General features: G+C 40.4%; 29 protein-coding genes. 20 read left to right on the top strand and 9 right to left on the bottom strand.

Annotation, left to right across the window (positions count from 1 at the left end; genetic code table 11):
* Positions 1 to 94: 94 nt before the first annotated feature.
* The 5 genes from N8M16_RS09945 to N8M16_RS09925 all read right to left on the bottom strand — a co-directional run bounded on the left by N8M16_RS09945 (position 95) and on the right by N8M16_RS09925 (position 4,628).
* Positions 95 to 727: a GNAT family N-acetyltransferase gene (locus N8M16_RS09945; RefSeq protein ID WP_024057987.1), complete on the bottom strand. Its 633-nt coding sequence runs from the start codon at positions 725 to 727 to the stop codon at positions 95 to 97.
* A gap of 135 nt (positions 728 to 862) precedes the next feature.
* Positions 863 to 1,162, bottom strand: coding sequence for a DUF1827 family protein (locus tag N8M16_RS09940; RefSeq protein WP_000767189.1), 300 nt, complete (start codon positions 1,160 to 1,162; stop codon positions 863 to 865).
* A 164-nt stretch (positions 1,163 to 1,326) separates the two neighbouring features.
* Complete coding sequence (locus N8M16_RS09935; protein WP_000013083.1) at positions 1,327 to 1,779, bottom strand: NUDIX hydrolase; 453 nt, start codon at positions 1,777 to 1,779, stop codon at positions 1,327 to 1,329.
* Between the two features lie 129 nt (positions 1,780 to 1,908).
* Positions 1,909 to 4,167 (bottom strand): ATP-dependent Clp protease ATP-binding subunit, encoded by a 2,259-nt coding sequence (locus N8M16_RS09930; protein ID WP_261070134.1) that lies wholly within the window; start codon positions 4,165 to 4,167, stop codon positions 1,909 to 1,911.
* A 230-nt stretch (positions 4,168 to 4,397) separates the two neighbouring features.
* Positions 4,398 to 4,628, bottom strand: coding sequence for a DUF1797 family protein (locus tag N8M16_RS09925; protein WP_000443570.1), 231 nt, complete (start codon positions 4,626 to 4,628; stop codon positions 4,398 to 4,400).
* Positions 4,629 to 4,818: 190 nt separating this feature from the next.
* On the opposite strand from N8M16_RS09925, the gene N8M16_RS09920 reads away from it, so the two are divergent.
* From N8M16_RS09920 to N8M16_RS09905, 4 genes are all read left to right on the top strand, one after another.
* The gene (locus N8M16_RS09920) at positions 4,819 to 5,502 is read left to right on the top strand and encodes an amino acid ABC transporter permease (RefSeq protein ID WP_004256547.1); all 684 of its coding nucleotides are present in this window, start codon (positions 4,819 to 4,821) and stop codon (positions 5,500 to 5,502) included.
* A complete protein-coding gene (locus tag N8M16_RS09915) occupies positions 5,502 to 6,236 on the top strand; it encodes an amino acid ABC transporter ATP-binding protein (RefSeq protein ID WP_004256549.1) in 735 nt (244 codons plus the stop codon). Before N8M16_RS09920 ends, N8M16_RS09915 begins: the two co-directional genes overlap by 1 nt.
* 177 nt (positions 6,237 to 6,413) lie before the next feature.
* Positions 6,414 to 7,271: a bifunctional methylenetetrahydrofolate dehydrogenase/methenyltetrahydrofolate cyclohydrolase gene (locus N8M16_RS09910; RefSeq protein WP_261070133.1), complete on the top strand. Its 858-nt coding sequence runs from the start codon at positions 6,414 to 6,416 to the stop codon at positions 7,269 to 7,271.
* A gap of 140 nt (positions 7,272 to 7,411) precedes the next feature.
* Positions 7,412 to 8,263 carry an NAD(P)H-hydrate dehydratase gene (locus tag N8M16_RS09905; RefSeq protein WP_049499602.1) on the top strand — a complete coding sequence of 284 codons (852 nt, stop codon included), beginning with the start codon at positions 7,412 to 7,414 and terminating at the stop codon, positions 8,261 to 8,263.
* Positions 8,264 to 8,287: 24 nt separating this feature from the next.
* Here N8M16_RS09905 and N8M16_RS09900 read toward each other — a convergent pair whose 3' ends face one another.
* Positions 8,288 to 8,473 carry a hypothetical protein gene (locus N8M16_RS09900; RefSeq protein WP_001068558.1) on the bottom strand — a complete coding sequence of 62 codons (186 nt, stop codon included), beginning with the start codon at positions 8,471 to 8,473 and terminating at the stop codon, positions 8,288 to 8,290.
* 233 nt (positions 8,474 to 8,706) lie between these two features.
* On the opposite strand from N8M16_RS09900, the gene rpiA reads away from it, so the two are divergent.
* The 7 genes from rpiA (at position 8,707) to N8M16_RS09865 (ending at position 15,346) form a co-directional block, all read left to right on the top strand.
* The gene (rpiA, locus tag N8M16_RS09895) at positions 8,707 to 9,390 is read left to right on the top strand and encodes a ribose-5-phosphate isomerase RpiA (RefSeq protein ID WP_060628517.1); all 684 of its coding nucleotides are present in this window, start codon (positions 8,707 to 8,709) and stop codon (positions 9,388 to 9,390) included.
* Between the two features lie 23 nt (positions 9,391 to 9,413).
* Complete coding sequence (locus N8M16_RS09890) at positions 9,414 to 10,625, top strand: phosphopentomutase (protein ID WP_261029993.1); 1,212 nt, start codon at positions 9,414 to 9,416, stop codon at positions 10,623 to 10,625.
* 1 nt (position 10,626) lies between these two features.
* The gene (locus tag N8M16_RS09885) at positions 10,627 to 11,184 is read left to right on the top strand and encodes a DUF1697 domain-containing protein (RefSeq protein ID WP_045611396.1); all 558 of its coding nucleotides are present in this window, start codon (positions 10,627 to 10,629) and stop codon (positions 11,182 to 11,184) included.
* Positions 11,184 to 11,993 (top strand): purine-nucleoside phosphorylase, encoded by an 810-nt coding sequence (locus N8M16_RS09880; RefSeq protein WP_261029990.1) that lies wholly within the window; start codon positions 11,184 to 11,186, stop codon positions 11,991 to 11,993. The genes N8M16_RS09885 and N8M16_RS09880 overlap by 1 nt, the downstream gene beginning before the upstream one ends.
* A gap of 2 nt (positions 11,994 to 11,995) precedes the next feature.
* On the top strand, positions 11,996 to 13,279 hold the full coding sequence (locus N8M16_RS09875; RefSeq protein ID WP_261070132.1) for a chloride channel protein: 1,284 nt from the start codon (positions 11,996 to 11,998) through the stop codon (positions 13,277 to 13,279).
* A 395-nt stretch (positions 13,280 to 13,674) separates the two neighbouring features.
* A complete protein-coding gene (gene deoD, locus N8M16_RS09870; protein ID WP_261070131.1) occupies positions 13,675 to 14,385 on the top strand; it encodes a purine-nucleoside phosphorylase in 711 nt (236 codons plus the stop codon).
* 229 nt (positions 14,386 to 14,614) lie between these two features.
* Positions 14,615 to 15,346 (top strand): NAD-dependent protein deacylase, encoded by a 732-nt coding sequence (locus tag N8M16_RS09865; RefSeq protein ID WP_261070130.1) that lies wholly within the window; start codon positions 14,615 to 14,617, stop codon positions 15,344 to 15,346.
* Positions 15,347 to 15,576: 230 nt separating this feature from the next.
* Here the strand turns inward: N8M16_RS09865 and N8M16_RS09860 are convergent, their stop codons facing one another.
* The 3 genes from N8M16_RS09860 to coaA form a co-directional block, all read right to left on the bottom strand.
* Positions 15,577 to 16,089, bottom strand: a complete 513-nt coding sequence (locus tag N8M16_RS09860) for a DNA topology modulation protein (protein WP_261070129.1) — start codon at positions 16,087 to 16,089, stop codon at positions 15,577 to 15,579.
* 52 nt (positions 16,090 to 16,141) lie between these two features.
* Positions 16,142 to 16,378: a 30S ribosomal protein S20 gene (rpsT, locus tag N8M16_RS09855; RefSeq protein WP_001274000.1), complete on the bottom strand. Its 237-nt coding sequence runs from the start codon at positions 16,376 to 16,378 to the stop codon at positions 16,142 to 16,144.
* Positions 16,379 to 16,445: 67 nt separating this feature from the next.
* Positions 16,446 to 17,366: a type I pantothenate kinase gene (gene coaA / locus N8M16_RS09850; RefSeq protein WP_261070128.1), complete on the bottom strand. Its 921-nt coding sequence runs from the start codon at positions 17,364 to 17,366 to the stop codon at positions 16,446 to 16,448.
* Between the two features lie 200 nt (positions 17,367 to 17,566).
* Between coaA and N8M16_RS09845 the strand changes: the two genes are divergently transcribed.
* The 9 genes from N8M16_RS09845 to N8M16_RS09805 all read left to right on the top strand — a co-directional run bounded on the left by N8M16_RS09845 (position 17,567) and on the right by N8M16_RS09805 (position 25,916).
* On the top strand, positions 17,567 to 17,971 hold the full coding sequence (locus N8M16_RS09845; protein WP_261070127.1) for a hypothetical protein: 405 nt from the start codon (positions 17,567 to 17,569) through the stop codon (positions 17,969 to 17,971).
* Between the two features lie 191 nt (positions 17,972 to 18,162).
* Positions 18,163 to 18,753, top strand: coding sequence for a class I SAM-dependent methyltransferase (locus N8M16_RS09840; RefSeq protein ID WP_314725831.1), 591 nt, complete (start codon positions 18,163 to 18,165; stop codon positions 18,751 to 18,753).
* Positions 18,750 to 20,027 carry a pyrimidine-nucleoside phosphorylase gene (locus tag N8M16_RS09835; protein WP_024057940.1) on the top strand — a complete coding sequence of 426 codons (1,278 nt, stop codon included), beginning with the start codon at positions 18,750 to 18,752 and terminating at the stop codon, positions 20,025 to 20,027. Before N8M16_RS09840 ends, N8M16_RS09835 begins: the two co-directional genes overlap by 4 nt.
* A gap of 19 nt (positions 20,028 to 20,046) precedes the next feature.
* Positions 20,047 to 20,709, top strand: coding sequence for a deoxyribose-phosphate aldolase (gene deoC, locus N8M16_RS09830; protein ID WP_261070126.1), 663 nt, complete (start codon positions 20,047 to 20,049; stop codon positions 20,707 to 20,709).
* Positions 20,696 to 21,085: a cytidine deaminase gene (locus N8M16_RS09825; protein ID WP_247927793.1), complete on the top strand. Its 390-nt coding sequence runs from the start codon at positions 20,696 to 20,698 to the stop codon at positions 21,083 to 21,085. The genes deoC and N8M16_RS09825 overlap by 14 nt, the downstream gene beginning before the upstream one ends.
* Positions 21,086 to 21,174: 89 nt before the next feature.
* On the top strand, positions 21,175 to 22,227 hold the full coding sequence (locus tag N8M16_RS09820) for a BMP family lipoprotein (RefSeq protein WP_001036137.1): 1,053 nt from the start codon (positions 21,175 to 21,177) through the stop codon (positions 22,225 to 22,227).
* A 143-nt stretch (positions 22,228 to 22,370) separates the two neighbouring features.
* The gene (locus N8M16_RS09815; protein ID WP_261070125.1) at positions 22,371 to 23,906 is read left to right on the top strand and encodes an ABC transporter ATP-binding protein; all 1,536 of its coding nucleotides are present in this window, start codon (positions 22,371 to 22,373) and stop codon (positions 23,904 to 23,906) included.
* Positions 23,899 to 24,957 (top strand): ABC transporter permease, encoded by a 1,059-nt coding sequence (locus N8M16_RS09810; protein ID WP_049491544.1) that lies wholly within the window; start codon positions 23,899 to 23,901, stop codon positions 24,955 to 24,957. The genes N8M16_RS09815 and N8M16_RS09810 overlap by 8 nt, the downstream gene beginning before the upstream one ends.
* Before the next feature lie 2 nt (positions 24,958 to 24,959).
* Positions 24,960 to 25,916 (top strand): ABC transporter permease, encoded by a 957-nt coding sequence (locus tag N8M16_RS09805; RefSeq protein ID WP_238095469.1) that lies wholly within the window; start codon positions 24,960 to 24,962, stop codon positions 25,914 to 25,916.
* Positions 25,917 to 26,022: the final 106 nt, after the last annotated feature.

Raw genomic sequence — 26,022 nt, 5'->3', positions numbered from 1 at the left:
TATCATCATAACTCAATTTCATAATAAAACACCCCAAAAGTTAGATTTTTTCTGTCTAACTTTTGGGGTGCAGTACAGCAGCACCAAATCTTTTTTATTTATTTATTGTTTTTAAAAATGCCCAGTTACCAATTGATTTTGATCCGTATTCTAGATCCATAAAGTCCAGTAATACATAATCGTTTTTTTCGTAGAATGAGACATTTCTAGCTGTACTAGTTATGAGTCCCAAGTGTTTACAGCCTTTTGATTTGACATAAGGTTCAATCCCTTGTGTCAGAAAAGTACTGCCTATTCCCTGCCCCTTACTTTCTATATTGACAGCTAAGGCCATCAAATACCAATCAAACTCTCCAGATTTTTCTAAATGCTTTTTGGAACGTTTTACAAAGTCAAAGTATTTAAGGAGATTTTGTGGTCGAATGTAGCGAAAAATGTTTGTTCCTCCATTTCGTAGATAGGATAGTATACAGAAATCTTTTTGTTGCAAAAGGGCGACTGCAAGTAAGTCTCCATCCTGTTCCGCAATTAAACAGTTTCCCTTCTTAATATAGACTCTAGTAAGCAGAATTTGCAACGTTTCTACAAAAGCAGGATAGGAGTCAGGTTTCTTCAAATCATCAGTTATAATCGTTAAAAAGGGATAGTCAAGAAAGGAATTGGCTAATAATTTTCCAATTTTTTCGCTTTCTTCAATTCTTGCCTCTCTATATATGATGTCTCCCATGTTTGTCTCCTTAATTATCTACAAAATCTTGTATGACAAGATTTTATAGATAAAAAATTGGAGATGATTTAAAAAGCTAAATAAACCTAATTTTGTTCCATAAGGTTCAAAGCACTTTCTAATCTCTCCAAGATTTTATTTGGTTGGAATCGAAATTCCAATTAATTTTTCTGAATAGAGGGTTTTGATATTGGCCTCATCAATAGAGTCCTTATCAATTTTACGTTTCAAGAAAAATTCTTGAATAGCTTCGATTTCAGGTTCTCGAATAGCGCGGTGTTTGTTTGAGATGAGGATTTCATAGTGAAGCGGAGCTTGGGTAAAAATAACATCGGTATTCCCTGCAGAATAGACCTCAACAAGGGTTGCGTCTGTACTTTCTAGCTGGCTTTTAACAAGTTGCGAGTGTGAGTTTGTCGTATTGATTAGCTTCATAACATTTCCTCCGATTTTCTAATTCTATTATAGCACTTTTTAAATAAAGTAGCTTGCTTTATACTCAATGAAAATCAAAGAGCAAACTAGGAAGCTAGCCGCAGGCTGTACTTGAGTACGGCAAGGCGAAGCTGACGTGGTTTGAATTTGATTTTCGAAGAGTATTAGTCAATCTTATGATGTTTTTTCCAAGATTGGATTGCCCATTTATGGCTACCACGTTTGAGATTTTCAATAGCTTCATCAATAGGGAACCAGGCAATATGATTAAAGTCTTCTAGTGGCTTTTGCACTTCTTTGAAAGAAGTTGCTTCATAGAGGTAGGCAGGATTGTAGTAGTAGGTGTCACGATGACGAGAGTAGAAATATTCGTCAGCTTGTCCGTAATAGGCACCAATTTCAGCTGTGAAGCCAAGCTCTTCAATCAATTCACGTTTTAGGGCTTCCTGATGGTTCTCACCAGCTTCAATTTCGCCACCTGGTAGGAACCAAGCGCCATTGGGTGCTTGAACAAGAACAATTTGTTTTTGTTCAGCATCAGGTATAACTGCATATACGCCATAGCGTGAAACATAGTCTGTATTCGCTTTTTTTTCTCCGAAAGTTGGGTTTGCCATTGCATTTTCCTCATTATCTATTATCTTTATTATTATCTTAATGGACAAAGGCCTAGCTGTCAAGAATTTATAGTTATTTTAGTAAAAAGGAGCAGAAAATTTTCATTTTCTACTCCTTTTCTATAGGATTTATACTTCTTTTTCAGAAGTCTTTACTTCAGCTTTTTTGGCAGATTTGATTTGAATGTTACCCTTGCTGGTCATCACTGCCTTGAGGTCTTTTTCGCTTGGATTTTCAAGGTAGTAGTCAGTGATTGCGTCCTCAATATAGTCTTGAATAGTACGACGAAGTGGGCGTGCTCCCATTTTTGGATCATAACCAAGGTCAACCAATTTTTCCTTGACCTTGTCGGTTACATCCAAATGAATGTTGTTGCTAGAAAGACGTTTGTTAACATCTGCAAGCATAAGCTCGACAATCTGAAGGAGGTTATCTTTGCTGAGAGCCTTAAATTCGATAATACCATCAAAACGGTTCATAAACTCTGGGCTAAAGAAGTTACCGAGTTCACCGAGAACAGAGTTGGTACGTCCTTCTCTAGCAGCCCCAAATCCAACGCTGGCTTCTGCCTTACCTGTACCTGCATTTGAAGTCATGATGATGATAGCGTCCTTGAAGCTAACGGTACGTCCTTGTCCATCTGTTAAACGACCATCGTCCAATACTTGAAGGAACATATGCATGACATCTGGATGGGCTTTCTCTACTTCATCCAAGAGAATAAGAGAGTAGGGATTGCGGCGGACTTTTTCAGTTAATTGCCCAGCCTCGTCATAGCCGACATAACCTGGAGGGGCACCGACTAATTTCGCCACACTGTGTTTTTCCATATATTCACTCATATCAAAGCGAATCATGCTGTCAGCAGAACCAAAAAGTTCAATGGCTAGTTGTTTGGAAAGTTCTGTCTTACCGACACCAGTTGGTCCGACGAAGAGGAAGCTTCCGATTGGGCGGTTAGGCGTACCGAGACCGACACGATTACGGCGAATAGCCTTGGCTATCTTATCAACTGCATCGTCCTGTCCAATAACATGAGACTTGAGGTCTTCAGCTAGATGGATGAGTTGAGATTGTTCTTTCTCTTTCAAATCGCCAACAGGAATGCTGGTTTTCTGCTCGATAATGTGCTCAATGGTTTTTTCACTGATGATAGGAGTATCCTGGTCTGTGACCTTTTTCTTTTGCATTTCCTTATACTTGGCAATCTGGTCGCGGAAGTAGGCGGCCTTCTCAAAATCTTCCTCTCGTGTAGCTTGAGATTTAAGATTTTCAGCCTCAATCAAGCGTTGATCAATTACTTTAGGATCAACAAAATTCAAGGTTAAGTTCATCTTAGAACCTGCTTCATCTAGGAGGTCAATGGCCTTGTCAGGTAAGAAGCGATCTTGGATGTAGCGATTGGAAAGAGTTGCAGCTGCTTCAATTGCAGCATCGGTATACTGAACGTGGTGGTAGTCTTCGTATTTCTTTTGAATTCCTTTGAGGATAGTGATTGTTTCTTCTACGGTTGGTTCATCGACCTTAACAGGTTGCATACGACGCTCTAGGGCAGCATCTTTTTCAATGATACGGTATTCATTGAGGGTAGTGGCACCGACCAGTTGCAGTTCCCCACGAGCAAGGGCTGGCTTGAGGATATTTCCTGCGTCCATATTGCCATCGCCCGCAGACCCCGCACCAACAATTTCATGGATTTCATCGATAAAGAGGATAATATCCTCACGTTTGCGAATTTCTTCCATGAGTTTTTGCATGCGTTCTTCAAATTGTCCACGGATACCCGTTCCTTGAACTAAGCTAACCACATCCAGACGGATGACTTGTTTTCCTTGTAGTTTATGGGGAACATCTCCATCAACTATTTTCTGAGCTAGACCTTCGACAACGGCAGTTTTTCCGACACCTGGTTCACCGATAAGAACAGGATTATTCTTGGTTCTGCGATTGAGAATTTCTATGACACGGATAATCTCATCGTCGCGCCCAATAACGGGGTCAATATCTCCACGACGGGCAATTTCAGTTACGTTGATACCAAATTCTTCCAGTAGGCCTTTTTCTTGGCTTGGTGGAGGAGTTTGAGCAGGTCCACGATTTTGGGAACCATAACCGCCATTTCCACCGTAACCTCCACCTGATTGGGTTGGGGGAGTCGGAGGAGTATTGTTAGAAGGCCTGAAATTGTTTAGGTCATTGAAGAAATCACCAAAGGGATCAAAGTCACGATTGTTCAGATCCGTAATACCTTTAAAGAGGCTATTGTTAGGATCTGTCTTGATAATCTTATAGCAGTTTTGACAGAGGTCAATTTGTTTTTGCTTTCCATTGAGATTGGTATAAAGATGAATCGTTGAGTCATTGATTTTACAGTTTTGACAAAGCATACATCTACCTCATTTCTTTATTTAGCCTGACCTGTTTAATGGTCAAAAATAGTCAAATTTCTATACTCTCATTATAACAGGATTGGGGTGTAAAGCAAGTAAAAAGATTGCAGCTTTGAGAAGTTGTTACAATGAAGAACTTTGTGGATTTGGACTATAAAAAAATCCTATTTGTGAGACAAAAAGGATTTTGGTTAGACATGCAGGGTGTAATCCCAGCTTGTTTTGTATTAGTAAAGAAGTTCGTAAATTTCCATTGCAATCAAGTCAATGCTATCAAACGTATAAGTTTCGCGAGCTTCGACATCACGAAGGGTAAAGATTGAGCCGTTTTCTTCGTCGTGACTGTATGCAACTTCTGCAACAACAACTCCTTCGCGTTCAAAATTACGTTTTAAATTTCCGCCGTCTTTTGCCATTGCTTCAAGGCGGTTGATGATTCTAACCAAATGTGATTCCATTTTGATTCTCCTTCATTTCTTATCGTTACTATTTTACCATAAAGGAGGCCAACTTGCCTAGAAAAAACTAAGATTTCTCGCTAATTCTACTAGCTTAAAGTTTTTTTGAATAAATTAGACAAAAGATTTGAATTTTAATTCAATTGATGTTATAATCATACAGTATTCTATTTTAGAAAGCAGTGTGACTATGAATTTTTCTTTTTTACCTAAGTATTTACCTTATTTTAACTATGGGGCTGTTGTGACGGTTCTCATTTCTATCTGTGTTGTCTTTTTGGGAACTATTTTGGGTGTTGTCTTGGCTTTTGGGCAACGTTCAAAGTTTAAACCGCTTGTTTGGCTAGCCAACTTGTACGTTTGGATTTTCCGCGGGACGCCAATGATGGTTCAGATTATGATTGCCTTTGCTCTTATGCATATCAATGCTCCGACTATTCAGGTTGGGATTTTAGGTGTTGACCTTTCTCGTCTGATTCCAGGGATTTTGATTATTTCTATGAACAGTGGTGCTTATGTTTCTGAGACTGTTCGGGCTGGGATTAATGCGGTTCCTAAGGGGCAGTTAGAGGCGGCCTATTCTTTAGGGATTCGTCCTAAAAATGCGATGCGCTATGTGATTTTGCCACAAGCTATCAAAAATATTTTGCCAGCATTGGGGAACGAATTTATCACTATTATCAAGGATAGTTCCCTCTTATCAGCTATCGGTGTTATGGAGTTGTGGAATGGAGCTACAACAGTTTCTACAACAACCTATCTACCTTTAACACCACTTTTATTTGCAGCCTTTTACTACTTGATTATGACCTCTATTTTGACAGTAGCCTTGAAAGCTTTTGAAAAACGAATGGAACAAGGAGATAAAAAATAATGACAGAGACCTTGATAAAAATTGAAAATTTACATAAATCTTTTGGAAAGAATGAAGTATTGAAGGGCATCAACCTCGAGATTAAAAGAGGAGAAGTTGTCGTTATCATTGGTCCTTCAGGAAGCGGAAAATCTACCTTGCTTCGTTCTATGAATTTGTTGGAAGAAGCAACAAAAGGGAAGGTTATCTTTGAGGGAGTTGATATTACGGACAAGAAGAATGACCTGTTTGCCATGCGTGAGAAGATGGGCATGGTTTTCCAACAATTTAATCTCTTTCCTAATATGACTGTGATGGAAAATATTACCTTGTCTCCTATCAAGACCAAAGGTGAAAGTAAGGAAGTTGCAGAGAAGAGAGCTAAGGAGCTTTTGGAAAAAGTTGGCTTACCAGATAAGGCAACTGCTTATCCACAGAGTTTGTCAGGTGGCCAGCAACAGCGGATTGCTATTGCGCGTGGCTTAGCTATGGAACCAGATGTTTTGCTCTTTGACGAGCCAACTTCAGCCCTGGACCCTGAAATGGTAGGTGAAGTGTTGGCTGTTATGCAAGACCTAGCCAAGTCAGGAATGACCATGGTTATCGTAACACATGAGATGGGATTTGCTCGTGAGGTGGCAGACCGTGTCATCTTTATGGCAGACGGTGTGGTTGTTGAAGACGGAACACCTGAACAGATTTTTGAACAAACTCAAGAACAACGGACTAAAGACTTCTTGAGTAAGGTTTTATAAGTTAGCTTTGTTTAGCTATTTGTAGCCAACTTTACATATAAAATATAGATTAATGAAAAGCTCGAACCGAGCTTTTTCTTATAGTTTGAAACTATAAGATAGCCTAGGAAAGAAGTGTTAGAGGGGATTAGCAGTTTTTGGTATAATGGAAGATATTTGAAAGAAAAGAGAAGTGATATGACACAGATTATTGATGGGAAGGCTCTGGCAGCTAAGTTACAAGGACAGTTGGCTGAAAAGACTGAAAAATTAAAGGAAGAGACAGGTTTAGTACCTGGTTTGGTAGTGATTTTGGTGGGAGATAATCCTGCAAGCCAAGTCTATGTTCGTAACAAGGAACGTTCTGCTCTTGCGGCTGGTTTCCGTAGCGAAGTAGTGCGAGTTCCAGAGACCATTACTCAAGAGGAGTTGTTAGACTTGATTGCCAAATACAATCAGGATTCAGCTTGGCATGGGATTTTGGTCCAGTTGCCATTACCAAAACATATCGATGAAGAGGCAGTTTTATTAGCCATTGACCCAGAAAAGGATGTGGATGGTTTCCATCCTCTAAACATGGGACGTCTTTGGTCTGGCCATCCAGTTATGATTCCATCGACACCTGCAGGAATTATGGAGATGTTTCATGAGTATGGAATTGATTTAGAAGGTAAAAATGCCGTTGTTATCGGTCGTTCCAATATCGTTGGAAAACCCATGGCCCAGCTTCTTTTGGCCAAGAATGCAACAGTGACCTTGACTCACTCACGGACTCATAATCTCGCTAAGGTTGCTGCAAAAGCAGATATTCTGGTTGTTGCAATCGGTCGTGCTAAGTTTGTGACTGCTGACTTTGTAAAACCTGGTGCGGTTGTCATCGATGTCGGGATGAACCGCGATGAAAATGGTAAGCTCTGTGGGGATGTTGATTATGAGGCAGTTGCCCCACTTGCTAGCCATATTACGCCAGTTCCTGGAGGTGTAGGTCCTATGACCATTACTATGCTGATGGAGCAAACTTATCAAGCAGCACTCCGGACATTGGATAGAAAATAAGAGAAAAATTTTCTGAGGAAAGTGTATTTTCTATAGCTATATCTAAAATGGCAGAAATGAATATTAAATTTTAGAAATAAGTTTATAAAAGGAGGTATGCGCCTCCTTTTTGTTGTATAATAAATGCGAGAGGAAAAAAGATGAAAGTGATTGATCAAACCTTACTAGAAAAAGTCATTATTGAACGTTCTCGTACCAGTCATAAAGGAGACTATGGTTGTTTGCTGTTGCTGGGTGGGACTTATCCTTATGGTGGTGCTATCATCATGGCTACTTTGGCAGCTGTTAAAAGTGGAGCTGGTTTGGTGTCTGTTGGAACAGATAGGGAAAATATCTCGGCTTTGCACAGTCATTTACCTGAGGCTATGGCCTTTTCTCTTCAAGACCAGCAATTGTTAAAAGAGCAATTGGAGAAGGCAGAAGTTGTTTTGCTGGGACCTGGTTTACGAGACGATGCTTTTGGAGAAGATCTAGTCAAACAGGTCTTTGCTAGCTTAAAAAAGAATCAGATTTTGATTGTAGACGGAGGGGCCTTAACCATCCTTGCTAGGACAAGTTTGTCGTTTCCATCTAACCAGCTTATCTTAACTCCTCACCAAAAAGAATGGGAAAAGCTGTCTGGAATTACGATTAAAAAGCAAAACGAAGATACAACAGCTAGTGCCCTGACTTCTTTCCCTCAAGGAACAATTTTGGTAGAAAAAGGTCCAGCTACTCGTATTTGGCAAGCTGGCCAATCTGATTATTACCAGTTACAGGTTGGCGGTCCCTATCAGGCGACTGGGGGAATGGGAGATACTCTTGCTGGAATGATTGCAGGATTTGCAGGCCAATTCCGACAGGCCAGTCTCTACGAACGTGTGGCAGTAGCAACCCATCTTCATTCAGCCATAGCCCAAGAACTAGCTCAAGAACATTATGTGGTCTTGCCGACGGAAATCAGCTCTTATCTGCCCAAAATAATAAAAAAAATATCTCAAAAAGGCACCTGATCGTTTCAGGCGCCTTTATATCTTTTAGAAAAATCCTTTAATCTTTCCAACGAGGCCATCTAGACCTTCTGAACCAGAAATCAACTGCTGAGCTTGGGAGAAGTATTCTCCAAGCTGTTCTTGATTTTCTGCAACAAATGTTTTTGCAGCTTCGAAATCTTTTGTTTCGATTAATTCTTTTACTTGATTAAACAAATCTAATGGGTTCATCTTATTTCTCCTTTTCTGTACTTACCTATTTAATCATCTTTATGATAAAAAATCAACTTTAATTTTTAAAGAGCTTTCGAAATCTAGATTTGGGAATTTTTGATCTGTATACAAGCATGGAGAAAGAAAATTAGAAATCATAGATAAAAATGTTCGGTTTTTTTTCAGTGTATCCATGAAATAAAAAGTGATACATGTTATAATAAAGTTAGCTCTTTAATGGAGGTGTTTGAGTGGAAAATCTGAAGAAAATGGCAGGTATCAAGGCTGCTGAGTTTGTCAAGGATGGCATGGTAGTCGGACTTGGAACGGGTTCTACTGCCTATTATTTTGTCGAAGAAATCGGTCGTCGTATCAAGGAAGAAGGGTTGCAGATTACAGCTGTAACGACTTCTAGTGTGACTAGTAAACAGGCTGAAGGGCTTAATATCCCACTCAAGTCTATTGACCAAGTAGACTTTGTCGATGTGACAGTCGACGGGGCGGATGAAGTGGATAGTCAGTTTAATGGAATCAAAGGCGGTGGTGGTGCCCTCCTGATGGAGAAGGTTGTTGCAACGCCCTCAAAAGAATATATTTGGGTAGTGGATGAAAGCAAGCTGGTCGAGAAACTAGGTGCTTTTAAATTGCCTGTAGAAGTGGTTCAGTATGGCGCGGAACAGGTCTTTCGTCGTTTTGAACGAGCTGGCTACAAACCAAGTTTCCGTGAAAAAGACGGCCAACGTTTTGTGACCGATATGCAGAATTTTATCATTGACCTTGCCTTGGATGTCATTGAAGATCCAATTGCTTTCGGACAAGAATTGGACCATGTCGTTGGTGTTGTAGAGCACGGCTTATTCAACCAAATGGTGGATAAGGTCATCGTTGCTGGACGAGACGGGGTTCAGATTTTAACTTCAACAAAAGCAAGATAACTAAAATAATAAGGAGATACACTATGTCAAAATTTAATCGTATTCACTTGGTGGTATTAGATTCTGTAGGAATCGGTGCTGCACCAGATGCTAATAACTTTGTCAATGCAGGGGTTCCAGATGGAGCTTCTGACACATTAGGACACATTTCAAAAGCAGTTGGTTTGAATGTCCCAAACATGGCTAAAATTGGTCTTGGAAATATTCCTCGAGAAACTCCTCTTAAGACTGTTCCAGCTGAAAGCAATCCAACAGGATATGCAACAAAATTGGAAGAAGTATCTCTTGGTAAGGATACCATGACTGGACACTGGGAAATCATGGGCCTTAACATTACAGAACCTTTCGATACTTTCTGGAATGGATTCCCAGAAGAAATCTTGACAAAAATTGAAGAATTCTCAGGACGCAAGGTCATTCGTGAAGCTAACAAACCTTACTCAGGTACAGCCGTTATCGATGACTTTGGACCACGCCAGATGGAAACTGGGGAGTTGATTATCTATACTTCAGCTGACCCTGTTTTGCAAATTGCTGCCCACGAAGACATCATTCCTCTGGATGAATTGTATCGTATCTGTGAATACGCTCGTTCGATTACCCTTGAGCGCCCAGCCCTTCTAGGTCGCATCATTGCCCGTCCTTATGTAGGTGAACCAGGTAACTTCACTCGTACAGCAAATCGTCGTGACTTGGCCGTATCTCCATTTGCACCGACTGTTTTGGATAAATTGAATGAAGCTGGTATCGATACTTACGCTGTTGGTAAAATCAACGATATCTTTAACGGTGCGGGTATCAACCATGACATGGGTCACAACAAGTCAAACAGCCACGGAATTGATACACTATTGAAGACGATGGGTCTTGCTGAGTTTGAAAAAGGATTCTCTTTCACAAACTTGGTTGACTTTGATGCCCTTTACGGCCACCGTCGTAATGCTCACGGTTACCGTGATTGCTTGCATGAGTTTGATGAACGCTTACCTGAAATTATCGCAGCTATGAGAGAGAATGACCTTCTCTTGATTACTGCGGACCATGGAAATGACCCAACTTACGCAGGAACAGACCACACTCGTGAATATATTCCATTGTTGGCTTACAGCCCTGCCTTTAAAGGAAATGGGGTCATTCCAGTCGGACATTTTGCAGATATATCAGCGACTATTGCCGATAACTTTGACGTGGAAACTGCCATGATTGGGGAAAGCTTCTTAGATAAATTGGTATAAGATGACGCGTTTTACTTTGCTGGTGAGAGGCATTAATGTTGGTGGCAAGAATAAGGTCGTCATGGCGGATCTTCGTCAAGAATTGACAGAGTTGGGACTGGAAAAGGTTGAAACTTATATCAACAGTGGCAATATTTTCTTTACATCGACAATCCCTAAAGCCCGGTTGATTGAAAAATTAGAGGTTTTCTTTGAAGTCCATTATCCATTTATTCAAAGTTTTTCTTTACTGAGTCAAGAAGACTATGAAGCAGAGCTGAAGAATCTGCCAGCTTGGTGGAACGAAGACATGGCTCGAAAGGATGTTCTCTTCTACACGGAGGACTTGGATGGGGAGCAAGTCATCGAGAAGGTTAAAAGTTTAGAGCTGAAAGATGAAGTGGTTCATTTTGGAAAACTTGGTATTTTCTGGGGAAAATTCTCTGAAGAATCTTACTCTAAGACTGCCTATCACAAGTACTTGCTCAAGATGCCTTTCTATCGCAATATTACCATTCGCAATGCCAAAACCTTTGACAAAATCGGTCAAATGCTAAAAACTAATAAAGGAGACACATGATGACATTTTTAGATAAAATCAATGAAACAGCTACCTTTCTGAAAGACAAGGGAATTGCAGCCCCTGAGTTTGGTTTGATCCTTGGATCAGGCCTAGGAGAATTAGCAGAAGAAATCGAAAATCCAGTTGTAGTAGATTATGCAGAAATTCCAAATTGGGGTCGTTCAACAGTAGTTGGTCACGCTGGGAAATTGGTATATGGTGAACTGGCAGGTCGCAAGGTCTTGGCTCTTCAAGGTCGTTTCCATTTCTACGAAGGCAATCCTTTGGATGTCGTGACTTTTCCAGTTCGTGTGATGAAAGTTCTTGGATGTGAAGGTGTCATTGTAACCAATGCAGCTGGTGGTATTGGATATGGTCCTGGTACTTTGATGGCTATCTCAGATCATATCAATATGACGGGGCAAAACCCATTAATGGGTGAAAACTTGGATGACTTTGGTCCACGTTTCCCAGATATGTCTAAGGCCTACACACCAGAATACCGTGCTACTGCCCATGAAGTGGCTAAGAAACTTGGTATCAAGCTTGACGAAGGTGTTTATATCGGTGTTACTGGTCCGACTTATGAAACCCCAGCAGAAATTCGTGCCTATAAGACACTGGGAGCAGATGCAGTTGGTATGTCGACTGTTCCTGAAGTTATTGTGGCAGCCCACTCAGGCTTGAAAGTTCTGGGAATTTCATGTATTACTAACTTTGCGGCTGGTTTCCAAGAAGAACTCAACCACGAAGAAGTTGTAGAAGTAACAGAACGTGTTAAAGGTGACTTCAAAGGCTTGCTTAAAGCGATTCTTGCAGAATTGTAATCATGTTAATAGACTTGAGGAGATTTTTTCGAAAGATTCCTTATAATCTTAGATTGTTCCTAGCAGTAATTCTACAAGGAATAGTTTCGGGTTTATCTGGTATATTTCTCCATTATCTTTTAGAGATGGTAGAGAGTCTAGCTTTTGGTCAGTCAGAGCATCATACAGGATTTTTGACAGATGGAGTTTCCTCCTCACGGATAGGACTAAGTTTAATAATCGTGGGTCTTGGCTCATCCTTGGTCTGGTATTTCTTGCAAAAAGGGTCGAAGATTTATTCCATCAAAGCTCAGATGAAGGATGAGACTTCACAATACAAGCTTCATTTTCTAAAACAGCTATTTCATTCAATTTGGCAGATCATTGCAGTTGGAGGGGGAGCGCCTATTGGCAAAGAAGCTGCACCACGAGAGATTGGAACTCTATTTGCAGGACCAGTTGGGAAAATATGTATACTGTCTATGAAGGATCGTATCTTTCTCCTTGCTTGTGGTGCTGGTGCTGGTTTAGCGGCTGTTTATCAGGTTCCATTAACAAGTGTTTTCTTTGTTTTTGAAACTCTAGGAATTGTTCTATCTATTAAACGATTTGTCTTAGTCGGTTTGACTACTTATGTCTCAACCTATATAGCAGGCTTGGTTATTTCAGATCAGGCTCTCTACCAGATTCCAGCGATAACATGGTCATTAAAGGAAATATGGATTATTCCCTTATTACTTCTTTTCTTAACTCCACTAGCTTGTCTTTTTGGTCGCTTAAGTAAGGTAGCGTCTTCAAACAGAATAAAAGATAAACGAATACTTCTAACATTGCCCTCAGCTTTTCTTTTTCTTGTTGGTCTTGCAAGTTCCTTTCCACATCTACTTGGCAATGGACGCATGATGGCTCAGGAAATTTTAAATGGTAGCAGTGGTCAAACAGTGCTTCTCATGTTTTTCCTAAAAGCATTGGTCGTTCTTATTATCCTTTGGGCAGGGGCCTATGGTGGTACTCTTACGCCATCTTTTGCCTTGGGGATGGCTGGAGCTGGTCTCTTGTGCATGATTCTAGGTTTGGATAGCCAGTCAACCATTTTGCTTTTGGGATCGGTTTGCTTTTTGTCTGTGACCTTGAGGGCGCCCATTTCTGCAACCGGATTAGTTATAGGTTTCACTGGGCTAGGTATAGATTCTCTTCCGTATCTCTTAGTAACGGCTGTTTTAGCCTATGAATTTGCAAAAATGTTAGACCGCTTTCCTTGTGCTAGCATACTGTGTCAGAAGTCAAAGAATAAAGTAATTAGGTAGGAACTGCCCATTTCTTCTAGTCAATGATTTGATTTAAAATATTAAAAAAACTCTCAATTTAGTTATAACTGTTTTAAATAAAAATGAAGTAGTCTTATTGGAATCTTGATTGAATCCGATTTTTCCTAGCTATAAAATATAAAAATAAAAAAAATAGAGTGAGGTGTTCTAATTTGAACACGAGCGGAAAACTTTTCTAAAAACTCAGAAGAGAAGGGAGTTCGGATTTGAATAAAAGCCGCTCTAATCTTCTCAATATCATCAAAATTAAGAAAGAAAGGAATTGAACCCACCCTAAAAGCAGTGGGAAAAAGATAGTTGGTCTAGCGAGCATCACTCACTGCACCCAACTCCTATTTTCCCTTTGCTTTTTGACGGGTTTGGTATCTTATATTATGTCTATTCATATTGCTGCTCAGCAGGGTGAAATTGCTGATAAAATTCTTCTTCCTGGGGATCCTCTTCGTGCTAAGTTTATTGCGGAGAACTTCCTTGAAGATGCTGTTTGTTTTAATGAAGTGCGTAACATGTTTGGTTACACTGGTACTTACAAGGGTCACCGTGTATCTGTCATGGGAACTGGGATGGGGATGCCATCTATTTCGATTTATGCGCGTGAGTTGATTGTTGACTACGGTGTGAAAAAATTAATCCGTGTGGGAACTGCGGGTTCTTTGAATGAAGATGTCCATGTTCGTGAATTGGTTTTGGCGCAGGCAGCTGCAACCAACTCAAACATCGTCCGTAATGACTGGCCACAGTACGATTTTCCACAAATCGCTAGCTTTGATTTGCTAGATAAGGCTTATCATATCGCAAAAGAACTTGGTATGACTACTCACGTGGGAAATGTCTTGTCATCTGATGTCTTTTATTCAAACTATTTTGAAAAGAACATCGAGCTTGGTAAATGGGGAGTTAAGGCTGTGGAAATGGAAGCAGCAGCGCTTTACTATCTTGCTGTCCAACACCATGTTGATGCGCTTGCTATCATGACTATTTCTGATAGTTTAGTCAATCCAGATGAAGATACAACTGCAGAAGAACGTCAAAATACCTTCACCGATATGATGAAGGTTGGTTTGGAAACCTTGATTGCAGACTAAAGGTAGGCTATATTCAGAATGATTTCTCTTGTTCTCAAAATGATAACTATCAACAATGAATCAATCCTGAAATAGGTAAGAATAAGGAAATTGAAGAAAGCCTAATGGTGTCAAAGGACCGAGACTAGTCAGTTTAATATCTAAATCATGATCAAATAAAGTTGGAAGCCAAGTTGACAAGAAGTCAAGACTTTCAACTTTTTAACTTGAAAATTCCTAGGAGTACAAAATGGATAAGATTGAACAATTACAAGGTATTATTGATCAAAGTCAGAGAATTGTCTTTTTCGGTGGTGCAGGGGTTTCTACAGAGTCTAATATTCCAGATTTTCGTAGTTCAGATGGTATATATAGTCTGAAACTAGGTCGCCATTTTACTGCCGAGCAACTGGTTTCACGCACTATGTTTGAGCGCTATCCAGAGGATTTTTTTGATTTCTACAAAAAGTATCTGGTCTATCCTGATGCCAAGCCTAATTTAGCACATGATTATCTAGCGTCGTTGGAAAAAACAGGTAAATTAAAGGCGATTGTGACGCAAAATATCGATAGTCTCCATGAAATGGCAGGATCTCAGAAAGTTTTGAAACTGCATGGTAGTGCAGATCGTAATTATTGTTTGGGCTGTCATCGCTTTTATGATTTGACTGCCTTTTTGGAACTTGAAGGTCCAGTTCCCTACTGCTTAGATTGTGGCAAGGTGGTCAAACCTGACGTGACCCTTTATGAGGAAGCGCTAGATATGGATGTATTTAGTAGCGCAGCTCAAGCCATTCAGCAAGCAGATTTGTTGATTATTGGTGGAACTTCCTTAGTTGTTTATCCTGCAGCTAACCTAATCAATTATTTTTCAGGGTCAAATCTTGTCGTTATCAACAAGTCCAGCACTTCTCAAGACAGCCAAGCTGATTTAGTTATCGAAGGTAAGATTGGAGAAGTTTTTTCTAAATTGAGACAATAAAAAACTGAAAGAAGTAGGACTATACTTCCTTCAGTTTTTTTGTATCACGAACTCAGAAACTATGAACAAGATTCTTTTCATTTCTAGGGGAATTTTATTGTTGATTTATAAATTGCTCGAGTTATTTTTAATTGTTGAATAAAAGGAAAAAAGGAAGACTTTCTGGATGAAAAACTTCCTTTTTTAGTCAATCAGTGCATGCTGATTTTAATGAAATGCTACTATATTGTTTACTTTTTTAAAGATCGCAAAAAATAATCAATCTCTGCTTGAGAATGGAGAATACGCATCTTTTCTGGGTAAGTATTGTTTAAGTATTGGTATCTATCCTTAGCATTTTTTGTTCGACCGTCCCAGAGAATCCATCGAATAAACTCCCAATTAAACTGTTCTTGGCAACCTTCTGCCATACTTTCTCTGACCTTGCCTCGGTATTTGAGATAACGTTTAAAAGCCCGAAAGAGACAAGTCCATGGTGAAAAATTAAGAAAGATGATTTGGTCAGCTTCCTGCATTCTTTCTTCGTAATAGCACCAAGAGTAATTCCCATCAATGACCCAATCCTCATGCTTTGTGAGAAAGTTTTTCATCTCGGTCAGCATCCATTCGCGGTCACTGTCTTGCCAACCAGGTTGAAATTGGAGTGTGTCCATGTGAAGTTTTGGGATGGAGTAGTAGTGAGACAACTTTTCAGCTAGAGTTGACTTACCAGCACCAGAATATCCGATAATTGCGATTTTCATTTTCTACCTTTTCCTATTTGAGGACAAAAAAACAGCCTCTATGGACTGTTTCTTATTTAGCAAGTTTAGCTGAAAGACGAGCTTTGTCGCGGCTTGCTTTGTTTTTGTGAATCAAACCTTTAGTTTCTGCTTTATCGATAGCTGAGCTAGCAGCACGGAAAAGTTCTTCAGATGGGTTTGCTTCGAAAGCTTTGATAGCAGTACGCATAGCTGATTTTTGAGCTGAGTTCTTTTCGTTTTGTTTAACGTTCAATTCAGCGCGTTTGATAGCTGATTTAATGTTTGCCAATGTTCTTACCTCCATATTTACTAACTATACCATTATATCTGAAAACTTACGTTTTGACAAGGGAAAATTACTTTTTTAAGTAAATTTCATCGATTTCATGGTTCTTTGTTTTATGCAGAATCACTTCCGCACGGTTTCTGGTTGGTTCAATATAATTTTGTAGATTTGTGAGATTGATACTGGTCCAGACTTGATGGGCAAAGGATTCCACTTCCCCGATCGGCATTTGAGTAAAACGATAATAGTAGCTATCAGGGTCGTTTTGGGCTAGACTTAGCATTTTCAAGAAACGGTCCAGATACCAACTCTCGATGTCATCGACTGCCGCATCAACGTAGATGGAAAAGTCAAAGAAGTCAGTGATATAGAGACGCTCGTTTTGTGGATTTTGAAAGACATTGATTCCCTCAACAATCACAAAATCAGCAGCTTTAACGCTTTGCTTTTCCTCAGGTACGATGTCGTAGACTTCATGAGAATAGACAGGAATATCTACATCTTGTCCATTTTTGATGTGGTCCAAGAAGTTGAGTAGTGATTCCATATCATAGCTTTCAGGAAATCCCTTGCGATTTAAAATCCCTTGTTCAATCAAGGCCTGGTTGGGATAGAGAAAGCCATCAGTTGTTACCAACTCAACCGTAGCATCTGTAAGCGTACGGGACAGTAGGATTTGAAGTAAACGACTTGTTGTGGATTTTCCAACAGCAACACTCCCAGAAACCCCAATGATAAAAGGCTGGGCTTTACTTTCACGTTGGAGGAAAATTCCTTTGGAAAAAGCTAAATCATCCTTGGTACGCTTGTAAATCTGGATGAGATGGGCTAGGGGAAGATAGACATCAGTAACGTCCTGTAGACTAATCTGGTCGTTAAAACTCTTGATGGATTCTAATTCCTCTTCAGTTAAAGGAGGTGTTGTCTTTCGATGTAAAGATTGCCAAGTTTGGCGACTGATTTTTTCAAAATGTAAAAATTCGTTGGTCATTTGTTTTCCCCTAGATATTTTGTCTATCATACCATAAAAAGCTAAAAAAATAAAGCGGTTTCTTGAATGTGGTCAGTCAATATTATATAATAGATGTAGATAGAGGATGAACAATTTAGTGATGAAGTAGGGGCTACTTTCTCCTGACTTATAAGCTAATAAAGGGGGCTTTGGGGTTCACAACTTATAGGAGGTGTGACATGAAAATCTTAAAAAGTTATATATTGGAACTCTGTTTTATTTTAAGTTTCGCCTTACCTTTTATAAAAGGAGCCAATGCGGATAATGGTAGACGCTTTGTGGAAATCTATTACGGTTTTACTTTTTTGATGGAACATGCCATTGTAACAGCTGTCTTTATCTGTTCGCTCTTGATTGCTTGGCTACTAAAAAAACGATGGGCGAAAAGGCTTGCTGCTGGAAGTTATCTATTTTTGATTTTGTGGATTGCTACTGAAGGGTATCTCTTCCGCATGTCGCTAGAAGATTTGATACGACTTTGGACAAGTTTAGAAATTCTGACACAAACTTATCAGTTGGGCTTTTATCTAAACATCTTATTGGGAATCCTGTTGATAATAAAGTATTTTAAGGTTAAGCAATAGTCATAAAAATGAGCCTGATTACAGACTGTAGACTATGAGAGATTTGCTCCTACATGCTTTGTCATTCGTTTCCAATAATTTAAAGAGATTGAAGAAAATGTTTTACTTACTAGCTTTCTTCAGTCTTTTTCGTTTTATTATCAATTTGTAAACGATTTACAATTTAAGGCAAATTATGGTAAAATAGTTTCATGAGTAAAATGTATTATGCAGAAAATCCTGACGCTGCTCACGACATTCATGAGTTGAGAGTGGACTTGTTGGGAGAAAAAATGACCTTTTTGACGGATGCGGGTGTTTTTAGCAAGAAAATGGTTGACTTTGGCAGTCAACTTTTGCTCAAGTGTCTAGAGGTCAACCAAGGAGAAACTGTCCTTGATGTAGGCTGTGGTTACGGGCCTTTGGGCTTGTCCTTGGCTAAGGCTTTTGGAGTTCAGGCGACCATGGTTGATATCAATAACCGTGCCTTAGATTTGGCGCGACAAAATGCTGAACGAAATAAAGTAGAAGCGACGATTTTCCAGTCCAACATCTATGAACAAGTTGAAGGACATTTTGACCATGTCATTTCCAATCCTCCTATCCGTGCAGGCAAGCAAGTGGTTCATGAAATCATTGAGAAAAGTAAAGATTTTTTGGAAACTGGTGGGGATTTAACAATCGTTATTCAGAAGAAACAAGGGGCTCCAAGTGCCAAGTCCAAGATGGAAGATGTGTTTGGTAATTGTGAGATTGTCAAAAAAGATAAGGGATACTATATCCTTAGAAGTGTGAACGAATGAGAGCAGTTGATTTAATCCAAAAGAAACGAGATGGTCAAGAACTGACTTCGAGTGAAATTGAATGGCTAGTTGAAGGCTATGTATCAGGAACTGTTCCTGATTATCAGATGTCTGCCTTTGCTATGGCTGTCTATTTCAAAGGAATGACGACACGAGAAATCTCAGATTTGACTATGAATATGGTTAAGACAGGTCAAGAGTTTGATTTATCAGCTATTGATGGGGTTAAGGTTGACAAGCATTCTACGGGTGGTGTTGGTGATAAGGTAACCTTGATTTTGGCTCCTCTTGTTGCTAGCTTTGGTGTGCCTGTAGCCAAAATGAGTGGTCGTGGTCTTGGCCATACGGGTGGAACAATTGATAAATTGGAGTCCATTAAGGGCTATCAAGTAGAACGTAGTCAAGAGGATTTTATTCGTCAAGTACAGGACATTGGTGTATCTGTCATTGGGCAATCAGACCAGCTGGTCAAAGCGGATAAGCTTCTCTACGCCCTACGTGATGTGACCGCAACTGTTGACACGATTCCTTTGATTGCTAGTTCGGTGATGAGCAAGAAAATTGCGGCAGGGGCGGATGCTATTCTGCTAGACGTGACTGTCGGTGAGGGTGCCTTCATGAAGACGGTTGATGAGGCGCGTGAATTGGCTCAAACCATGGTGGAACTTGGTAAGGCAGTTGGTCGAAAGACGGTAGCAGTCATTACGGATATGAGTCAGCCCTTGGGACGAGCAATTGGAAATCGCCTCGAAATTCTTGAAGCACTGGAGACTTTACAAGGTCAAGGTCGTCAGGATATTACCCATTTTATATGCGAATTGGCTCAAATTATGCTTGGTTTAGCAAATGTAAACAAGACAGTTGAAGAAGTTCACCAACATCTTGAGAATGGTCAAGCGCTGGCTAAGTTTGAGGAAATGGTCCAAGCCCAAGGTGGAGACTTGGAAGACCTCTATCGTCCTGTCAATGTTACCCATGTGGTGGAAATCCCTGCCCAGGAAACGGGTGTCATTTCAGCTCTTCCAGCTATGGAATTTGGGCTTTATGCTATGAGACTGGGGGCAGGCCGTGCAGTCAAGTCTGATGCCTTGGACTATGAGACAGGAATTGTTTTTGAAAAGAAAGTTGGAGATTCCGTTCAAAAGGGAGAAATTGTTGCAAAAGTATACACAAATGGAAAAATTTCTCCTCAGCTAGTTACAGATTTTCAAAAATATGTTAAAATAAATGATAGTGTGCAAAGTTTACGAGAAATCATAGAAATAATCTCATAAACTGCAGGAGAATCCGAATATGAAATTAAATAAATATATCGATCATACACTTTTGAAACAAGATGCGACAGTAAATCAAATTGATTGTTTGTTGTCTGAAGCTAGAGAGTATGATTTTGCCAGTGTTTGCGTTAATCCGACCTGGGTTGAACATGCTAAAAAAGGGCTTGAAGGCACAGATGTCAAGGTCTGCACAGTAGTAGGTTTCCCCTTGGGAGCAACAACTTCAACTGTGAAAGCTTTTGAAACCAAGGAAGCTATCCAAAATGGTGCAGATGAGATTGATATGGTGATTAATGTTGGAGCTCTCAAAACAGGTAATCTTGATTTGGTTGAGTCGGATATTCGCGCAGTAGTAGAAGCAAGTGGTGACAAGTTAGTGAAAGTCATTATTGAAGCTTGCCTTCTGACAGACCAAGAAAAAGTTGTGGCTTGCCAATTAGCCCAAAAAGCAGGAGCTGATTTTGTTAAAACATCTACTGGCTTTTCAACTGGTGGTGCGACAGTAGCAGATGTTAGATTAATGCGTGAAACAGTTGGACCTGATATGGGAGTCAAGGCTGCAGGTGGAGCTCGTTCTTATGCAGATGCTCTTGCATTTGTAGAAGCAGGGGCGACCCGTATCGGAACGTCAGCTGGGGTAGCCATTTTAAAAGGAGAACTGGTAGATGGCGACTACTGAGTTGATTGAACTAGCAACTGAAACCAGCAAGAAAGCCTATGTGCCCTATTCTCATTTTCCAGTCGGAGCTGTTTTGGTAGCGAAAGATGGTAGTATTTATACAGGTGTCAATATCGAGAATGCTAGTTATTCTTTGACCAACTGTGGAGAACGTACAGCGATTTTTAAAGCAGTTTCCGAAGGCCAAAGAGAGTTTTCCGAATTGATTGTCTATGGACAAACTGAAAAACCAATCTCACCATGTGGTGCTTGTCGCCAAGTGATGGCTGAATTTTTTGAACAAGATCTAAAAGTGACCTTAGTCGCAAAAGATAAATCGACGGTCGAGATGACGGTCGGGGAATTACTTCCATACTCTTTTACAGACTTAAACTAGTCTGAGTCGCTCTCTGAGTGGCACGGTCCTTGTGGCCAACCAATCCATACTTGCAACATCGTTGCACATCTTATTTAGGAGGTTCAGTAATGAACAAGAAACAATGGCTAGGCCTTGGTCTAGTTGCAGTGGCAGCAGTTGGACTTGCTGCATGTGGTAACCGCTCTTCTCGTAACGCAGCTTCATCTTCTGATGTGAAGACAAAAGCAGCAATCGTAACTGATACTGGTGGTGTTGATGACAAATCATTCAACCAATCAGCTTGGGAAGGTTTGCAAGACTGGGGTAAAGAACATAATCTTTCAAAAGATAAAGGTTTCACTTACTTCCAATCAACAAGTGAAGCTGACTATGCTAACAACTTGCAACAAGCGGCTGGAAGTTACAACCTAATCTTCGGTGTTGGTTTTGCCCTTCACAATGCGGTTGAAGAAGCAGCAAAAGACCACTCTGATTTGAACTATGTCTTGATTGATGATGTGATTAAAGATCAAAAGAATGTTGCTAGCGTAACATTTGCTGATAACGAAGCTGCTTACCTTGCAGGTGTTGCAGCAGCCAAAACAACAAAAACAAAACAAGTTGGTTTTGTAGGTGGTATTGAGTCTGAAGTTATCTCACGTTTTGCAGCTGGATTTAAAGCTGGTGTTGAGTCAGTAGATCCATCTATCAAAGTACAAGTTGACTATGCTGGTTCATTTGGTGATGCTGCTAAAGGTAAAACAATTGCAGCAGCACAATACGCAGCTGGTGCAGACGTTGTTTATCAAGCAGCAGGTGGAACAGGTGCTGGTGTCTTTGCAGAAGCAAAATCACTCAATGAAAGCCGTTCTGAAAGTGAAAAAGTTTGGGTTATCGGTGTTGATCGTGACCAAGTAGCAGAAGGTAAGTACACTTCTAAAGATGGCAAAGAATCAAACTTCGTTCTTGTATCTACTTTGAAACAAGTTGGTACAACTGTAAAAGATATTGCTAACAAAGCAGAAAAAGGTGAATTCCCTGGCGGTCAAGTGATCGTTTACTCATTGAAAGATAAAGGGGTTGACTTGGCAGTAACAAACCTTTCAGAAGAAGGTAAAAAAGCTGTTGAAGATGCTAAAGCTAAAATCCTTGATGGAAGCGTAAAAGTTCCTGAAAAATAATGGATGGAAGTCATTTCTTAGGAAGCGGCCCTCGGCCGCTTTTTTAAGAGTTGAGACAAAGTCATTTTGTCTCAGTAAAGCTTGCTACTAGGCAAACTAGCAAGTTTTATTGAAATAAAATAAGACTCTGAAAGGAAGAGCACATGGCACACGAAAATGTCATTGAGATGCGTGATATTACCAAGGTGTTTGGTGAATTTGTTGCCAACGACAAAATCAACCTGCACCTACGAAAAGGTGAAATTCATGCACTTTTAGGAGAAAATGGGGCTGGTAAGTCCACGCTCATGAACATGTTAGCAGGGCTTCTTGAACCAACTAGTGGTGAAATTGTGGTCAACGGTCAAGTTGTCAATCTCGATTCACCATCTAAAGCGGCTAGCTTGGGAATCGGAATGGTTCACCAGCACTTTATGTTGGTAGAAGCCTTCACAGTGGCTGAAAACATCATTTTAGGTAGTGAATTGACTAAAAATGGTGTGCTAGATATCGCTGGAGCTAGCAAAGAAATCAAGGCTCTTTCTGAACGTTATGGCTTAGCTGTTGACCCTTCTGCCAAGATAGCAGATATCTCAGTTGGAGCCCAACAACGTGTAGAAATTTTAAAAACCCTTTATCGGGGGGCTGATATCCTTATCTTTGACGAACCAACGGCTGTCTTGACTCCATCAGAAATTGATGAGTTGATGGCTATTTTGAAAAATCTTGTCAAAGAAGGAAAATCAATTATCTTGATCACCCACAAGTTAGACGAGATTCGCGCAGTTTCTGACCGCGTTACAGTTATCCGTCGTGGGAAATCAATTGAAACTGTTGAAATTGCAGGGGCTACCAATGCTGATTTGGCAGAAATGATGGTAGGACGTTCCGTTTCCTTTAAAACAGAGAAACAAGCCTCTCAACCAAAAGAAGTGGTCTTGTCAATCAAAGATTTGGTGGTCAATGAAAACCGCGGTGTCCCAGCTGTGAAAAATCTGTCCTTGGATGTTCGTGCTGGAGAGATTGTTGGTATTGCGGGGATTGATGGAAATGGTCAATCTGAACTCATTCAAGCAATCACAGGTCTTCGCAAGGTTGAATCTGGTAGCATTGAGCTAAAAGGAGATTCAATTGTAGGCTTGCACCCACGTCAGATTACAGAGTTGAGTGTTGGGCACGTTCCAGAAGACCGTCACCGTGATGGTTTGATTTTGGAAATGATGATTTCTGAGAATATTGCCCTTCAAACCTACTACAAAGAACCACATAGTAAAAATGGAATTTTGAACTATTCAAATATTACTTCTTATGCTAAAAAGCTAATGGAAGAATTTGATGTTCGTGCTGCTAGCGAATTTGTTCCAGCGGCTGCACTCTCAGGAGGAAATCAACAAAAAGCAATTATTGCTCGTGAAATTGATCGAGATCCTGAACTCCTTATCGTCAGCCAACCAACTCGTGGTTTGGATGTCGGTGCTATTGAATATATCCACAAACGCTTGATTGAAGAGCGTGATAATGGGAAGGCTGTTCTTGTTGTCAGCTTTGAACTAGATGAGATTTTAAACGTCTCAGACCGTATTGCTGTTATCCACGATGGTAAGATTCAAGGTATTGTATCACCAGAAACAACCAATAAACAAGAACTTGGTGTCTTGATGGCTGGTGGAAACTTGGGAAAGGAGAAGAGTGATGTCTAAAAAATTACAACAAATTTCGGTTCCCTTGATTTCTGTCTTCCTAGGAATTTTACTCGGGGCCATTGTCATGTGGATCTTCGGTTATGATGCTATTTGGGGCTACGAAGAATTGTTCTATACAGCCTTTGGTAGTCTGCGTGGGATTGGGGAAATCTTCCGTGCCATGGGGCCTTTGATCTTGATTGGTCTTGGTTTTGCCGTTGCCAGTCGTGCTGGTTTCTTTAACGTCGGACTTCCTGGTCAGGCTTTGGCAGGTTGGATTCTTAGTGGTTGGTTTGCCTTGTCGCATCCAGATATGCCACGTCCTTTGATGATTCTAGCAACTATCGTGATTGCCTTGATTGCTGGTGGGATTGTCGGTGCCATTCCAGGTATTCTTAGAGCTTATCTAGGGACGTCAGAGGTTATCGTAACCATCATGATGAACTACATTGTCTTGTATGTAGGAAATGCCTTTATCCATGCCTTTCCTAAAGACTTCATGCAAAGTACAGATTCGACGATTCGTGTTGGGGCTAATGCAACCTATCAGACACCTTGGTTGGCTGAGTTGACTGGTAATTCACGGATGAATATTGGTATTTTCTTTGCTCTTATTGCCGTTGCAGTCATTTGGTTTATGCTCAAGAAAACAACTCTTGGTTTTGAAATCCGTGCGGTTGGTCTTAATCCTCACGCATCAGAATACGCTGGTATCTCTGCCAAACGGACGATTATCCTCTCTATGATTATCTCAGGTGCTTTGGCTGGTCTTGGTGGAGCTGTTGAAGGTCTGGGAACCTTCCAGAACGTCTATGTTCAAGGGGCATCATTGGCTGTCGGATTTAACGGGATGGCAGTTAGCCTGCTTGCAGCAAACTCACCAATTGGTATTCTCTTTGCAGCCTTCCTATTTGGTGTTCTCCAAGTTGGAGCTCCTGGTATGAATGCGGCGCAGGTACCATCTGAGCTAGTCAGCATTGTAACAGCGTCTATTATCTTCTTTGTCAGTGTTCATTACCTTATCGAACGCTTTGTCAAACCGAAAAAACAAGTTAAAGGAGGTAAGTAAAGATGTCTATTACAACCTTGCTCACCCTCTTGGTGTCTTCTATGCTAATCTACTCAGCACCCCTCATCTTTACAAGTATTGGTGGCGTTTTCTCTGAACGTGGTGGTGTGGTAAACGTCGGCCTTGAAGGAATTATGGTTATGGGTGCCTTTTCTGGAGTCGTCTTTAACCTTGAATTTGCAGAACAATTTGGAGCAGCAACTCCATGGCTATCCTTGCTTGTAGCAGGATTTGTTGGTGGTCTCTTCTCTATCATCCACGCAGCTGCGACGGTTCATTTCCGTGCAGACCATGTTGTCAGCGGTACGGTATTGAACTTGATGGCACCAGCCTTGGCTGTTTTCTTGGTGAAAGTTCTTTATAACAAAGGTCAAACCGACAACCTAAGTCAGACTTTTGGACGCTTTGACTTCCCAGTCTTGGCTAATATCCCAGTGATTGGTGATATCTTCTTCAAATCAACAAGTCTGCTAGGTTATATCGCGATTGCCTTCTCATTCTTTGCTTGGTTTATCCTCTTCAAGACTCGCTTTGGTCTTCGTCTCCGCTCTGTCGGTGAACATCCTCAAGCAGCGGATACATTGGGAATCAATGTCTACAAGATGAGATATCTAGGAGTTATCATTTCAGGTTTCTTGGGTGGAATTGGGGGAGCGATTTATGCTCAATCCATCTCAGTTAACTTCTCAGTGACAACTATTGTTGGACCTGGATTTATCGCTCTTGCTGCAATGATCTTTGGTAAATGGAATCCTATCGGTGCTATGCTTTCTAGTCTCTTCTTTGGACTTTCACAAAGTTTGGCTGTTATCGGTTCTCAGTTGCCATTCCTACAAGGAGTGCCTGCGGTTTACCTGCAAATTGCACCTTATGTTTTGACTATTCTTGTCTTGGCAGCCTTCTTTGGAAAAGCAGTTGCACCAAAAGCAGATGGTATCAACTATATCAAATCAAAATAAGCATACAAAAAAACGTCAGTTCTGTTCAAATGTACTGACCCCAAAAAGTTGGACAAATAATTATTGAAAGGATTTAGTTCTGTATTGGACAGGACTAAGTCCTTTT

The organism is Streptococcus mitis, assembly GCF_946188375.1.
Lineage (GTDB): Bacteria > Bacillota > Bacilli > Lactobacillales > Streptococcaceae > Streptococcus > Streptococcus mitis_CX.
Note: the sequence above shows the minus strand (reverse complement) of the source record. Positions and strands in the feature narration are given on the sequence as shown.

What these genes read in the sequence shown, in the direction of transcription:
- N8M16_RS09945 (WP_024057987.1), bottom strand. Translation starts at nt 727, where the DNA reads ATGGGAGACATCATATATAGAGAGGCAAGAATTGAAGAAAGCGAAAAA.
- N8M16_RS09940 (WP_000767189.1), bottom strand. Translation starts at nt 1,162, where the DNA reads ATGAAGCTAATCAATACGACAAACTCACACTCGCAACTTGTTAAAAGC.
- deoC (WP_261070126.1), top strand. Translation starts at nt 20,047, where the DNA reads ATGAAATTAAATAAATATATCGATCATACACTTTTGAAACAAGATGCG.
- N8M16_RS09860 (WP_261070129.1), bottom strand. Translation starts at nt 16,089, where the DNA reads ATGAAAATCGCAATTATCGGATATTCTGGTGCTGGTAAGTCAACTCTA.
- N8M16_RS09810 (WP_049491544.1), top strand. Translation starts at nt 23,899, where the DNA reads ATGTCTAAAAAATTACAACAAATTTCGGTTCCCTTGATTTCTGTCTTC.
- N8M16_RS09875 (WP_261070132.1), top strand. Translation starts at nt 11,996, where the DNA reads ATGTTAATAGACTTGAGGAGATTTTTTCGAAAGATTCCTTATAATCTT.
- N8M16_RS09890 (WP_261029993.1), top strand. Translation starts at nt 9,414, where the DNA reads ATGTCAAAATTTAATCGTATTCACTTGGTGGTATTAGATTCTGTAGGA.
- N8M16_RS09935 (WP_000013083.1), bottom strand. Translation starts at nt 1,779, where the DNA reads ATGGCAAACCCAACTTTCGGAGAAAAAAAAGCGAATACAGACTATGTT.
- N8M16_RS09865 (WP_261070130.1), top strand. Translation starts at nt 14,615, where the DNA reads ATGGATAAGATTGAACAATTACAAGGTATTATTGATCAAAGTCAGAGA.
- N8M16_RS09820 (WP_001036137.1), top strand. Translation starts at nt 21,175, where the DNA reads ATGAACAAGAAACAATGGCTAGGCCTTGGTCTAGTTGCAGTGGCAGCA.
- N8M16_RS09930 (WP_261070134.1), bottom strand. Translation starts at nt 4,167, where the DNA reads ATGCTTTGTCAAAACTGTAAAATCAATGACTCAACGATTCATCTTTAT.
- N8M16_RS09920 (WP_004256547.1), top strand. Translation starts at nt 4,819, where the DNA reads ATGAATTTTTCTTTTTTACCTAAGTATTTACCTTATTTTAACTATGGG.
- N8M16_RS09805 (WP_238095469.1), top strand. Translation starts at nt 24,960, where the DNA reads ATGTCTATTACAACCTTGCTCACCCTCTTGGTGTCTTCTATGCTAATC.
- coaA (WP_261070128.1), bottom strand. Translation starts at nt 17,366, where the DNA reads ATGACCAACGAATTTTTACATTTTGAAAAAATCAGTCGCCAAACTTGG.
- N8M16_RS09915 (WP_004256549.1), top strand. Translation starts at nt 5,502, where the DNA reads ATGACAGAGACCTTGATAAAAATTGAAAATTTACATAAATCTTTTGGA.
- N8M16_RS09840 (WP_314725831.1), top strand. Translation starts at nt 18,163, where the DNA reads ATGAGTAAAATGTATTATGCAGAAAATCCTGACGCTGCTCACGACATT.
- N8M16_RS09910 (WP_261070133.1), top strand. Translation starts at nt 6,414, where the DNA reads ATGACACAGATTATTGATGGGAAGGCTCTGGCAGCTAAGTTACAAGGA.
- N8M16_RS09880 (WP_261029990.1), top strand. Translation starts at nt 11,184, where the DNA reads ATGACATTTTTAGATAAAATCAATGAAACAGCTACCTTTCTGAAAGAC.
- deoD (WP_261070131.1), top strand. Translation starts at nt 13,675, where the DNA reads ATGTCTATTCATATTGCTGCTCAGCAGGGTGAAATTGCTGATAAAATT.
- N8M16_RS09885 (WP_045611396.1), top strand. Translation starts at nt 10,627, where the DNA reads ATGACGCGTTTTACTTTGCTGGTGAGAGGCATTAATGTTGGTGGCAAG.
- N8M16_RS09815 (WP_261070125.1), top strand. Translation starts at nt 22,371, where the DNA reads ATGGCACACGAAAATGTCATTGAGATGCGTGATATTACCAAGGTGTTT.
- N8M16_RS09925 (WP_000443570.1), bottom strand. Translation starts at nt 4,628, where the DNA reads ATGGAATCACATTTGGTTAGAATCATCAACCGCCTTGAAGCAATGGCA.
- N8M16_RS09905 (WP_049499602.1), top strand. Translation starts at nt 7,412, where the DNA reads ATGAAAGTGATTGATCAAACCTTACTAGAAAAAGTCATTATTGAACGT.
- N8M16_RS09835 (WP_024057940.1), top strand. Translation starts at nt 18,750, where the DNA reads ATGAGAGCAGTTGATTTAATCCAAAAGAAACGAGATGGTCAAGAACTG.
- N8M16_RS09825 (WP_247927793.1), top strand. Translation starts at nt 20,696, where the DNA reads ATGGCGACTACTGAGTTGATTGAACTAGCAACTGAAACCAGCAAGAAA.
- N8M16_RS09845 (WP_261070127.1), top strand. Translation starts at nt 17,567, where the DNA reads ATGAAAATCTTAAAAAGTTATATATTGGAACTCTGTTTTATTTTAAGT.
- N8M16_RS09900 (WP_001068558.1), bottom strand. Translation starts at nt 8,473, where the DNA reads ATGAACCCATTAGATTTGTTTAATCAAGTAAAAGAATTAATCGAAACA.